The following is an 11,654-nucleotide window of genomic DNA, read 5'->3' as shown; positions in this document are numbered from 1 at the left end:
TCCTTAAAGGGCATTGATCAGAGTGCTGAAAATTTCCTGCGCAGTCTTGATGATCTGCGAAGACGCCGTGTAGTACTGCTGAAACTTGGTCAGGTTACCGGCCTCTTCATCGAGATCGACCCCCGACAGCGAGTCACGGGCGTTTCGCGCCCCGGTCAGGATGGTGTCAGTAGCCGTACCGTCCATCTGGGCCTGCTTGGTCTGGGAGCCAACGCTTGACACCAGGCCACCATAAGCTTCGGTAAAACTCACACCCGGGCTAGTGGCAGTGGCACCCACCGTTGCCTTGGTTTGCAGACCGAGCAAGGCAGAAGCGTTGCGGTTGTCGGTGCTGCCGGCCGCGGTCATGGAAATGTTGAAACTGTCGCCCGAAGCCGGGCTGCCGCTGACGGTCATCCCCACACTGAAGGTTTTGGCATTGCCGCCGGCATCGGTGTAAGGCACGGCAATGTTCAGGTCGTTGTTCTGGCCTGGCACGATGTTGCCGGTACCGATGCTGTTGCCCTTGGCGTCGAACACTTCATAGGCCGTGGCGCTGGTCATGAGCATGCGAACCGGCATCGATGCCTTGACCGCCGTCTGCACTTCCAGACGCTGGACCGGATCGTAGATATCCAGGGCAGTGTTCAGTTTCGGCTGACTGACAGCACCGGTGCCGTCATTGCCCGAGGCTTTGGAAGAGCTCAGCGGAGCGGCCGTGGCCAGGGTTTTGGCATCGGTCATGACCGTGGTCATGTCCGCGGCGGAGCTGCGCGTCGGGGTAATCTTGAAGCTGTCGCCGGCGGTTACCGAACCTGCGTTCAGGCTCAGGCTGAAGCCATCGATGACCGGATCAGCAGCAGGAGGTGTTGCGAAAGCGAAGTTGCCCATGTCGGTGTTATCCGACAAGCGACGCACGTTGTAGCCCGTGGCCGTGATGGACACCTGATAGTCACTGGCCTGCAGCTTGCTGGTGTCCGTGATCGTGACGTTCAGGTTGCCGGAGGCCGGGTTGTTGTTCGCACTGGCGATGCTGCGCTGACTGACGGCCGCCGCGCTGTTGATGTTGTTGAACAGCGCCGCGCCGAAGTTGCCATTCTGGTCCAGGCCCTGCCCTAACTGCTTGTTGACCTGATCCGCCACAACCATGGCGATGCGACCCAGGCTATTGACCGCCGGCGTCAGCACTTCAGAGCGATAGCGCAACAGCCCACCCATCTGGCCGCCGCTCATCACGCCCGTGATGTCGATCGACGAACTGCCACGATCCATGATGATCGAGGAACGGGTCGGGTCGGTCGGGTCTGCCGCCATGCGCAATTTATTGACCGTGTCGCCGACAACCAACGGCTGGCCGCTACCCAGGTAGATATCCAGCCGGCCTTCGGTTTCGGTGACCTGAGTGCCGACCAGCTCGTTGAGCTGGCGAATGGTTTCGTTGCGCTGGTCCAGCAGTTCGTTGGGCGTGCCACTCGAACTGCTGACTTCACTGATTCTCTTGTTGTACGCCGCGACAGTCGATGCCAGCTTGTTGACCTGTTCGGCCATCGAGCCCAACTGATCGTTGATGTAGGTGTTCTGTTGCGTCAACTGCTGGGACATGGCGTTGAAGCGGCTGCTCAAGCCCTGGGCATTGGTCAACAGCGCCTGGCGTGCAGCGTTGTCGTTGGAGCTGGCGGACAGCGTCTGCAACGACGAGAAGAACGACTGCAGTGTTTTGGTGATGCCGGTGCCACTGTCGGACAGCAGTTTGTCCACCTGAGTGGCCTGCCCCAGATAAGCCTGCGCATCCCCGTTGAGCGAAGTAGTGGTCTGCAACTGTGCATCGAGGTAGCTGTTGTACACCCGACGCACATCGGCCAGCGTCGTGCCGGTGCCGATGAACACATTGCCGTACTGAATAGAGCCTTTGGTGCCCTGTACAGTTTGTTGGCGCGAGTACCCGACGGTATCGACGTTGGAAATGTTATTACCGGTAGTCACCAACGAAGCGTGGCTGGCGGACAGCCCCGACATCCCGATATTGAGCAAACTCATGGTTCAGACCTTATACCTTGTGCCTATAAAGGCGTGGTGGAAACGCCCGCCGCAGCGTAGTTCTGGTAACTCGTCATCTGCCTGGCTATCTGCGAAATCTTGCTTGCGTAGTCCGGGTCGGTTGCGTAACCGGCCTTCTGCAACTCGCGTACAAACTGTTCTGGGTTATCGGCCGACTTCACGACATCTTGATAGCGATTATTGGTCTGCAGCAAAGTCACAAGGTCGTGGAAGCTGTCCTTGTAAGAGTCGTAGGAACGGAACTGCGCCGTCTCCTTGACCATCTGCCCGTTTCTGAATTCGCTGGTGATCGCCCGCGCCGAATTGCCCTGCCAACTGTTGCCGGCCTTGATGCCGAACAGGTTGTGGCTGCTGCTGCCGTCCTGCTGGCGCATGACCGATTTGCCCCAACCGGTTTCCAGGGCCGCCTGGGCCACCAGGTAACGTGGATCGACACCAATCCGGGCCGCCGCTTCCCTGGCCATCGGCAACATGGTGTTGACGAAATCGTCGGCGGAATTGAAGGCTTTCTTCGCCGGCGCCAGAGGAATCTGCGCCATGGCGCGACCGTAAATCTGCATGCCACCGCCGGCAGCCTGCTGCGCGTTCGCCAGCCAGTCGCCGTTGTACAGAGCCCCCGAGCCGGTGGTCGTCGTACGCTCTGGCAATTGCGTTTTGTTGACCGTCGTAGCCGTGGTCGTCGCCGAAGGCACCAGCCCTGCCAACAACCGATCAGCCAGCTTCGGCGGCAATGCCAGGCGTCGCTGATTGATCAGCGCCATGTCATTGCGATGACCACCCTCACCCGCCTCCTGCGGCGCATGGACCGAGCGCGAAGCCCACAACGGACGCTGCCCGTTGACTCGCGACAGCGGCCCATTGATTGCCACCGTGCCGGCCGCCACCGGCGTTTGCACGGCCGCTTTCGCAGCCTCTTGCTTGGCCAGAGACGCTGCGGCGGCTTCACCCGGGGCCAGCGGTTTGTTCTTCGACATCTGGCGCATCAGCACGTCTGCCAGGCCAATACCACCGCCCTCGCGGGACATGGAAACGGCCAACTGCTGGTCGTACATTTCCTGATACTGCTTGGCCGCCGGGGTGTTCATCGGATTGTCCTGCCCCAGCGCCTCGGTGGCCGAGCGCATCGACTTGAGCATTTCCCCGAGGAACAGCGATTCGAACTCCTGCGCCACCTTGCGCAGGTTGCCGTCGCTGTTCTTGTCGCCGACCTTGAGCTGATTCAGACGATTGAGGTCCGAATAGGAGCCCGAATCGCTGCTGCTGACCAGACCGCTCTTGCGCATATCCACGATGGCCGTCCTCAGATCACGATCAAGTCGGCTTGCAGGGCGCCGGCCTGCTTCAGCGCTTCGAGGATGGCCATCAAGTCACCCGGTGCCGCGCCGACCTGGTTCACCGCACGCACGATCTCGTCGAGGGTGGTGCCAGGGCCGAACTTGAACATCGGCTTGGCTTCCTGCTGGGCGTTGACCTTCGAACGCGGCACGACCGCAGTGGTGCCATTGGACAGCGGGCCGGGCTGACTGACGATCGGGTCTTCGGTAATGGTCACGGTCAGGCTGCCGTGGGTCACGGCGGCCGGGGAAACCTTGACGTTCTGGCCGATCACGATGGTGCCGGTACGGGAGTTGATGATGACTTTCGCCACCGCCTGGCCCGGATCGATTTCGAGGTTCTCCAGGATCGACAGGTAGTCGACCCGCTGGCTTGGATCGAGCGGCGCCGTGACGCGAATCGAACCGCCGTCGATGGCCTGGGCCACGCCAGGGCCGAGCATGTCGTTGATCTTGTCGACGACGCGCTTGGCTGTGGTGAAGTCGGAACGGTTGAGGTTCAGCGTCAGGCTGTTGCCCTGGTTGAAACCGCTCGGTACCGCGCGCTCCACCGATGCACCACCGGGGATGCGGCCGGCCGACGGAACGTTGACGGTGATCTTCGAGCCGTCTCGACCTTCGGCATCGAACCCGCCAACCACCAGGTTGCCCTGGGCCACCGCATAGACGTTACCGTCGATACCTTTGAGTGGCGTCAGCAGCAAGGTGCCGCCGCGCAAACTCTTGGAGTTGCCGATGGACGAAACAGTGATGTCGACCTGCTGCCCCGGCTTGGCGAACGCTGGCAAATCGGCACTGATCGACACCGCCGCGACGTTCTTCAACTGCACGTTGCCCGAACCCGGCGGCACCTTGATGCCGAACTGCGAGAGCATGTTGTTGAAGGTCTGCAGGGTGAACGGGGTTTGCGTTGTCTGGTCACCGGTGCCGTTAAGCCCGACCACCAGGCCGTAACCGATCAGTTGGTTGGAACGCACGCCGGAAATGCTGGCGATGTCCTTCAGGCGCTCGGCTTGAGCGCCAAGCGAAAAGGACATCAACAGCGCAGCTGCGATCAGGTGCTTGAAGTTCAACTTGCTCACCAAAAAAGCCACCTAGAAAGGGAACAGCGGGCTGAGGAAGAAACGGTCGAACCAGCCTGGCTGACTCGCATCGGCAAACGAACCGGTGCCCGAGTAGGTGATGCGCGCGTCGGCGACACGGGTCGACGACACGGTGTTGTCGGTGGCGATGTCATCGGCGCGAACGAGGCCGGCAATCCGTACCAGTTCGTCACCGGTGTTGAGGGTCATCCACTTCTCGCCGCGCACTGCGATGATGCCGTTGGGCAACACATCGGCGACGGTCACGGTGATCGAGCCGGTCAGGGTGTTGCCCTGCGCCGCCTTGCTGTCGCCCTTGGTGGCGCGGTCGCCTTCGTAGCTGGCGTCAATACTCAGATCGCCACTGCCAAACGGGTTATTGGTGTTAGGCGTAGAGCCGAACAGCGAGGTCAAACCGATGCTGGTCTTGCTGTTCTTGCCAATTTGCGAGTTGGCGTTTTTGCTGGCCTGAGTCTTTTCGTTCAAGGTGATGGTGATGATGTCACCGACCCGGAACGCCTTGCGGTCGCTGTAGAGGTTCTGTTCGAAACCGGCCTGGTAGATCGAGCCATTGTTCGCGGCCGCCGGCAACGGCGTGCGCGGCAACACCGGAGCGTAGTAAGGGTCATTGGGCTTGGGCGTCGCAGGCACGCAACCTGCGAGCGCGGCGATCCCACTCAGTGCCAGAACAGATACATAGCGATTCATGACCCTACCTCACGGTATTGCAGGCAGCCTCATGACTGCCTCATAGACTTGATTACAGATTCTGCGTTACGAACGAGAGCATCTGGTCGGCGGTGGAGATCACCTTGGAGTTCATCTCGTAGGCGCGCTGGGTGGTGATCATGTTGACCATCTCCTCAACGGTGCTGACGTTGGACGTTTCCAGGGTGTTCTGCAGCATGGTGCCGAAACCGTTCAGGCCCGGTGTGCCGACTTGCGGCGCGCCACTGGCGGCGGTTTCCAGGAACAGGTTGTTGCCCACCGCCTGCAGGCCGGCCGGGTTGATGAAGTCGGCGGTTTGCAGGTTGCCGATCACCTGGGCTGCCGGGTTGCCGGCAACGGTGATGGACACCGTGCCGTCGCGACCGACCGTGAAGGTCTGCGCGTCGTTCGGGATGACAATGGCCGGCTCCAGGGCAAAGCCGCTGGCGTTGACGATCTGGCCGTTGGAGTCCAGGTGGAACGTACCGTCGCGGGTGTAGGACGTGGTGCCGTCCGGTTGCAGGATCTGGAAGAAACCACGACCGTCGATGGCCATGTCCAGTGGCTGCTCGGTGGTTTGCAGGCTGCCGGCGGTGAAGTTTTTCTGGGTACCGACGATGCGCACACCGGTACCCAGTTGCAGACCCGACGGCAGTTCGCTGTCCTGGGTCGACTGGGCACCTGGCTGGCGCTTGATCTGGTAGAGCAGGTCCTGGAACTCGGCGCGGTCACGTTTGAAACCCGTGGTCGACACGTTGGCCAGGTTGTTGGAAATGGTGGTCAGGTTGGTGTCCTGGGCGGACAGACCTGTTTTGGCAACCCATAGAGCCGGAAGCATTCGATTCTCCTCGTGCGCCTGTTTTACGGCGCGACGTTCTGGTAATTAGCTGATCTGCAAGACCCGAGCCATGGCCTGGTCATCGTCTTTGGCGGTGTTCATCATCTTGATGTGCAGCTCGAACTGCTTGGACAAGGCCAGTACCGAGGTCATCTCTTCCACGGCATTGACGTTGCTCGACTCGAGGAACCCGGACACCAGCTTGACGTTGGCATCGGCCTGCGCCGGCTTGCCGCCCTTGGTGTGGATCGAACCATCCAGGCCCTTGGTCATGTTCTTGAAGTCCGGGTTGACCAGCTTGATGCGGTCGACTTCAGCCATCACCCGCGGCCCTTCGCCCATCGCGCGGATGCTGATGGTGCCATCCTCACCGACTTCGATCTGCTGCTCGGGCGGCACGGCAATCGGCCCGCCATTGCCCATGACCGGCATGCCGTTGCCGGCGCGCAGCACGCCCAGGGCGTCAACGTTCAGGCTGCCGGTGCGCACATAGCTTTCACCGCCATCGGGATTCTGTACGGCAATCCAGCCGTTGCCTTGCACGGCAACGTCGAGGTCGCGACCGGTTTCCACCAGTGAGCCCGGGGAGAAATCGGTGGCCGGGCGCTCGGACATGGCAAACGCACGCGCCGGAAAGCTGTCACCGAACACCGGCATCGAACGGGCCTGCTCCAGGTCTTTCTGGAAACCGTTGGTGGAGATGTTCGCGAGGTTGTTGGCATGAGCCTTTTGCGCCAGTGCATTCTGGCTGGCGCCGGTCATTGCCACATAAAGGTACTTGTCCACACTCTGTCCTCTGCCTGCCGGACGTTTGCCGTCCACTGCTGTACTGCTGAGCCATAAGCAATTTGCAGACCAACTTGTTTTTGGCGGCGCCAGGCCCGGCAAACAGGGGACTTTGAGGATTCAGAGGGGATTTGTGATTTGTATCAGAGACGAAAAACCGGCGGTGTCATGCCGGTGGGTGGCAAGTGCCGGCCTCTTGAGTGACTGATCTGTCGCCTTCGCGGGCAAGCCCGCTCCCACAGTAGTCTGTAGCGTTCACAAAACCTGTGGGAGCGGGCTTGCCCGCGAAGAGGCCGGCACAAACACAGCAAGCTTAAGTCAGGACTCGTTCTTGCCCACCTCATAATCGCGCAATTTGTTGGCAATGGTGGTGTGCGAAACCCCCAGGCGCTTGCCCAGTTGCCGACTGCTCGGATGCTCGGAATACAGCCGCTCCAGCACAGCTTTTTCGAAACGCCCGACGATTTCGTCCAGCCCACCCTCCAGCGAAAAATCGCCAAGGGGCTGACGCACGCCATAATCCGGCAGGCGAATATGCTCGGCCTTGACCGTGCCGCCATCGCACAGGGAAACCGCCTGGAACAGCACGTTCTCCAGTTGCCGCACGTTACCCGGCCAATGGTAATGACTGAGCCGCTCCATGGCCGCCGGAGCGAGCTTGGGCAGCGGACAGCCAATCTGCCGGCTTGCCTGATCGAGGAAGTGCTCCACCAGCGGCGTCAAGCCGTCGAGGCATTCGCGCAACGGCGGGATGTGCAGCGACAACACATTCAAGCGGTGATAGAGGTCCTGGCGGAACTCGCCGCGAGCGCACAATTCGGACAGGTCGACCTGGGTCGCGCAGATCACTCGCACGTCGAGGTAGACCTCTTCATCACTGCCCACACGACGGAAGCAGCCATCTTGCAAAAAGCGCAGCAATTTCACCTGCAAGCGCGGACTCATTTCCCCGACGCCATCGAGAAACAGCGTACCGCCCGCCGTCAGCTCCAGCAGCCCGAGCTTGCCCTCGGCCCGCGCCCCTTCAAAGGCACCCGGGCCGTAACCGAACAACTCCGTCTCGGCCATGGACTCCGGCAGACCGGCGCAATTGAGCGCCATCAATGGCGACTGCCCGCGAGGACTGGCCAGATGGCAGGCCCGCGCCAACAACTCTTTGCCGGTACCGGTTTCGCCTTCTATCAACAGTGGCGCATCCAATGGCGCCATGCGCCGCGCTTCGCGCACCACCGCGGCCATGACTTTCGAGCTTTGGAAGATGCTGTCGAAGCCACGCAACTCCTGCTTGCGCACGTTGTAGATGCGTTCGCCCACCCGGTCGGCGCGGTGCAGCGTCAGCACCGCACCGGCCATGGCCTCGCTGTCGTCGTGTTCCGATTGCAATGGCGCGATGTCGGCCAGGAACACATCGCCCTTGACCTTCACCCGCAGCCCGTTGATCCGCGACTTGTTGGCGCGCACCAGTTCCGGCAGATCGAAATCTTCGGCGTACCGCGACAGGGGAATCCCCGGCACCTCATCGACCCGCACCCCGAGCAACTGCGCCGCCGCACGGTTGGCCGCGACGATGGAACCGCCCATGTCGATCGACAGCACCGGAAACTCCAGCGCACCGAGCAGTGCATTGAGCTCCATGTGCCGACGCTCGCTGGGCATCAGCCCTACACGCTTGACGCCAAAAACACCGGCAATCGCTTCGAATTTCGGACGCAAGGCCTGGAACTGAATGTTGATCAGGTTCGGGCAATGCAAGTAGATGGCGTTGCCATGCTCACCGCCCACCTCGCCGCGGGCCACGTTGATCCCGTACTCCACCAACAGATTGAGAATGTCGCGCAGGATGCCGATGCGGTTCTGGCAATGGACTTTGATACGCATATAAAGGCCCGAAAAAGCAGTGATTGAACCTGTGGGAGCGAGCTTGCTCGCGATAGCGGTGGGTCATGCAAATTCATCTCTTCTGACACACCCTCATCGCGAGCAAGCTCGCTCCCACAAGGGTATTGCAGCGCCTTCGGGCATATTTTTCTGCCGAGGCACTCAGAAAGTCGTCAAGATTATGTGACAGACAAAGCGTTTTTCATACCTGAAAATCTCAGTAGCTACGCGTCAACCACCATAACGTAACGAAAACTTTACGATTATCGAGGGGTTTTCCTGCCCGAGACGCCGAGCACCTGCTGCAACGGTGCAATCCTTGGGGTATTTCTAGGTCCATAGCAGTACATAACAAGAACGAAATTCCCTAGCAGGAGAGCAGTATGAAGCAGACGCAATACGTGGCTCGCGAGCCCGATGCGCAAGGTTTTATCGACTACCCCGCCGAAGAACACGCGGTGTGGAACACGCTGATCACTCGTCAACTGAAAGTGATCGAAGGGCGTGCGTGCCAGGAGTACCTGGACGGTATCGAAAAACTCGGTCTGCCCCACGACCGCATTCCTCAACTCGGCGAAATCAACAAGGTCCTCGGTGAAACCACCGGTTGGCAGGTTGCCCGGGTTCCCGCACTGATTCCCTTCCAGACCTTTTTCGAACTGCTGGCCAGCAAGCAGTTTCCGGTGGCGACCTTTATTCGTACCCGCGAAGAACTGGACTACCTGCAAGAGCCGGACATTTTCCACGAGATCTTTGGTCACTGCCCGCTGCTGACCAACCCCTGGTTCGCCGAATTCACCCACACCTACGGCAAGCTCGGCCTCAAGGCTTCGAAGGAAGAACGCGTGTACCTGGCGCGCCTGTACTGGATGACCATCGAGTTCGGCCTGGTCGATACCCCGCAAGGCCAGCGCATCTACGGCGGCGGCATTCTGTCTTCACCGAAGGAAACCGTTTACTGCCTGTCGAACGAGCCTGAACATCAAGCCTTCGACCCGCTGGAATGCATGCGCACGCCTTACCGCATCGACATCCTGCAGCCCCTGTATTTCGCTCTGCCGAACCTCAAGCGCCTGTTCGACCTGGCCCACGAAGACATCATGGGCATGGTCAAGCAAGCGATGCAGATGGGTCTGCACACACCGAAATTTCCGCCAAAGGCTGCGTGAACCGCGACTTTTGCTGACAAGTGAGTCTGTCAGTCACCGTCGCTTTGGTTTAGCGTGACGGTACTGTCGACCGATATAAAAACACTCGATTTCAGGAAACACACCATGTCCACTTTGAACCAAGCCCATTGCGAAGCCTGCCGCGCCGACGCCCCACAAGTCAGCGATGAAGAACTGCCGATCCTGATCAAGCAGATCCCGGACTGGAACATCGAAGTACGTGACAGCATCATGCAGTTGGAAAAGGTCTTCCTGTTCAAGAACTTCAAGCACGCCCTGGCGTTCACCAACGCCGTCGGTGAAATCTCCGAAGCTGAAGGCCATCACCCGGGCCTGCTGACCGAGTGGGGCAAAGTCACCGTGACCTGGTGGAGCCACTCGATCAAGGGCCTGCACCGCAACGACTTCATCATGGCCGCGCGCACTGACGAAGTGGCCAAGGACGCCGAGGGCCGCAAGTAATGCATTTCGACGCCATCGGTCGAGTGCCTGGCGACCCGATCCTCGGCCTGATGGAGGCCTACGCGCAGGACCCGAACCCGCGCAAGTTCGATTTGGGTGTGGGTGTCTACAAAGACGCCCAGGGCCTGACGCCGATTCTCGAATCGGTGAAGCTTGCCGAACAGCGCCTGGTGGACCGTCAGTCCACCAAGACCTACATCGGTGGGCACGGCGAGCCGGCGTTTGGCAAGGCCATCAATGAGCTGGTGCTGGGCGCCGACTCGAAGCTGATCAGCGCACAACGCGCCGGCGCCACCCAGACTCCGGGCGGCACCGGAGCTTTGCGTCTGAGCGCGGACTTCATCGCCCAGTGCCTGCCGGGGCGTGGCGTATGGTTGAGCAATCCGACCTGGCCAATCCACGAAAGCATTTTCGCGGCCGCCAAGGTCAAGGTCAGCCACTACCCCTACGTTGGCAGTGACAATCGACTGGATGTCGATGGCATGCTGGCGACGCTCAACGAAGCACCCAAGGGTGACGTGGTGTTGCTGCACGCCTGCTGCCACAACCCGACCGGTTTCGACCTGTCCCAGAATGACTGGCAGAGGGTGCTGGAGGTAGTACGCAAGCGCGAACTGCTGCCACTGATCGACTTCGCGTATCAAGGATTCGGCGATGGTCTGGAACAGGATGCCTGGTCGACCCGACTGTTCGCCGCCGAGTTGCCGGAACTGCTGATCACCAGTTCCTGCTCGAAAAACTTCGGCCTGTACCGCGACCGCACCGGCGCGCTGATTGTCTGCGCGAAAACCGCCGACAAGCTGACCGACATTCGCAGCCAACTGGCCAACATCGCCCGCAACCTATGGTCGACGCCGCCGGATCACGGTGCTGCCGTGGTCGCGACCATCCTTGGCGATTCGGAGCTGAAAAACCTCTGGGCTGACGAAGTGGAAGCCATGCGCCTGCGTATCGCCCAACTGCGCAGCGGCCTGGTCGAAGCGCTGGAGCCTCACGGATTGCGCGAGCGCTTTGCACACATTGGCGTGCAACGCGGGATGTTCTCCTACACTGGTTTGACGTCGGATCAGGTCAAGCAACTGCGCGAGCATCACAGCGTGTACATGGTCAACTCCGGCCGGGCCAACGTCGCAGGCATCGATGCCACGCGCCTGGACCTGCTGGCCGAGGCGATTGCCAAGGTCTGCAAGTAACCATCAGGCACTGCAAGCCCCCTGTGGGAGCGAGCTTGCTCGCGATAGCGGTCTATCAGTCAACATCACCGTTGAATGACACTCCGCCATCGCGAGCAAGCTCGCTCCCACAATTGTTTTGCGTCGCTGTTACTGACCTGTCTTTACAACCCCATCCGTCGAAACAA

The 11,654-nt window shown here is 60.4% G+C and carries 10 protein-coding genes; 3 read left to right on the top strand and 7 right to left on the bottom strand.

Annotated elements, in window-relative coordinates; genetic code table 11:
* Window positions 1-3: 3 nt before the first annotated feature.
* From flgK to ACEN8Z_RS10175, 7 genes are all read right to left on the bottom strand, one after another.
* Window positions 4-2,016 carry a flagellar hook-associated protein FlgK gene (gene flgK, locus ACEN8Z_RS10205; RefSeq protein WP_495597545.1) on the bottom strand — a complete coding sequence of 671 codons (2,013 nt, stop codon included), beginning with the start codon at window positions 2,014-2,016 and terminating at the stop codon, window positions 4-6.
* 23 nt (window positions 2,017-2,039) lie between these two features.
* A complete protein-coding gene (gene flgJ, locus ACEN8Z_RS10200; RefSeq protein WP_495597544.1) occupies window positions 2,040-3,326 on the bottom strand; it encodes a flagellar assembly peptidoglycan hydrolase FlgJ in 1,287 nt (428 codons plus the stop codon).
* Window positions 3,327-3,337: 11 nt separating this feature from the next.
* Entirely contained in the window at window positions 3,338-4,408 is a 1,071-nt protein-coding gene (locus ACEN8Z_RS10195) for a flagellar basal body P-ring protein FlgI (protein ID WP_495598109.1), read from the bottom strand.
* Window positions 4,409-4,465: 57 nt separating this feature from the next.
* Complete coding sequence (gene flgH / locus ACEN8Z_RS10190) at window positions 4,466-5,161, bottom strand: flagellar basal body L-ring protein FlgH (protein WP_007983440.1); 696 nt, start codon at window positions 5,159-5,161, stop codon at window positions 4,466-4,468.
* 52 nt (window positions 5,162-5,213) lie between these two features.
* Window positions 5,214-5,999 carry a flagellar basal-body rod protein FlgG gene (gene flgG, locus ACEN8Z_RS10185; protein WP_046037724.1) on the bottom strand — a complete coding sequence of 262 codons (786 nt, stop codon included), beginning with the start codon at window positions 5,997-5,999 and terminating at the stop codon, window positions 5,214-5,216.
* Between the two features lie 45 nt (window positions 6,000-6,044).
* Entirely contained in the window at window positions 6,045-6,785 is a 741-nt protein-coding gene (locus tag ACEN8Z_RS10180; RefSeq protein ID WP_495597543.1) for a flagellar basal body rod protein FlgF, read from the bottom strand.
* 318 nt (window positions 6,786-7,103) lie between these two features.
* A complete protein-coding gene (locus ACEN8Z_RS10175) occupies window positions 7,104-8,663 on the bottom strand; it encodes a sigma-54-dependent phenylalanine hydroxylase transcriptional regulator PhhR (RefSeq protein WP_008001805.1) in 1,560 nt (519 codons plus the stop codon).
* A 383-nt stretch (window positions 8,664-9,046) separates the two neighbouring features.
* Between ACEN8Z_RS10175 and phhA the strand changes: the two genes are divergently transcribed.
* The 3 genes from phhA (at window position 9,047) to ACEN8Z_RS10160 (ending at window position 11,487) form a co-directional block, all read left to right on the top strand.
* Entirely contained in the window at window positions 9,047-9,832 is a 786-nt protein-coding gene (phhA, locus tag ACEN8Z_RS10170) for a phenylalanine 4-monooxygenase (protein WP_495597542.1), read from the top strand.
* A gap of 105 nt (window positions 9,833-9,937) precedes the next feature.
* Window positions 9,938-10,294, top strand: a complete 357-nt coding sequence (locus tag ACEN8Z_RS10165) for a 4a-hydroxytetrahydrobiopterin dehydratase (protein WP_007975310.1) — start codon at window positions 9,938-9,940, stop codon at window positions 10,292-10,294.
* The gene (locus tag ACEN8Z_RS10160; protein WP_495597541.1) at window positions 10,294-11,487 is read left to right on the top strand and encodes an amino acid aminotransferase; all 1,194 of its coding nucleotides are present in this window, start codon (window positions 10,294-10,296) and stop codon (window positions 11,485-11,487) included. Before ACEN8Z_RS10165 ends, ACEN8Z_RS10160 begins: the two co-directional genes overlap by 1 nt.
* The last annotated feature ends 167 nt before the right edge of the window (window positions 11,488-11,654 follow it).

Source organism: Pseudomonas sp. Pseusp10 (assembly GCF_059492225.1).
The sequence above is the reverse complement of the archived record's forward strand: the minus strand, read 5'-3'. Positions and strand labels throughout refer to the sequence as shown.

Excerpts from the sequence above, each read along its gene's own strand:
- ACEN8Z_RS10195 (WP_495598109.1), bottom strand. The coding sequence starts at position 4,408 with ATGTCCTTTTCGCTTGGCGCTCAAGCCGAGCGCCTGAAGGACATCGCC.
- ACEN8Z_RS10175 (WP_008001805.1), bottom strand. The coding sequence starts at position 8,663 with ATGCGTATCAAAGTCCATTGCCAGAACCGCATCGGCATCCTGCGCGAC.
- ACEN8Z_RS10165 (WP_007975310.1), top strand. The coding sequence starts at position 9,938 with ATGTCCACTTTGAACCAAGCCCATTGCGAAGCCTGCCGCGCCGACGCC.
- phhA (WP_495597542.1), top strand. The coding sequence starts at position 9,047 with ATGAAGCAGACGCAATACGTGGCTCGCGAGCCCGATGCGCAAGGTTTT.
- ACEN8Z_RS10160 (WP_495597541.1), top strand. The coding sequence starts at position 10,294 with ATGCATTTCGACGCCATCGGTCGAGTGCCTGGCGACCCGATCCTCGGC.
- flgH (WP_007983440.1), bottom strand. The coding sequence starts at position 5,161 with ATGAATCGCTATGTATCTGTTCTGGCACTGAGTGGGATCGCCGCGCTC.
- flgK (WP_495597545.1), bottom strand. The coding sequence starts at position 2,016 with ATGAGTTTGCTCAATATCGGGATGTCGGGGCTGTCCGCCAGCCACGCT.
- flgG (WP_046037724.1), bottom strand. The coding sequence starts at position 5,999 with ATGCTTCCGGCTCTATGGGTTGCCAAAACAGGTCTGTCCGCCCAGGAC.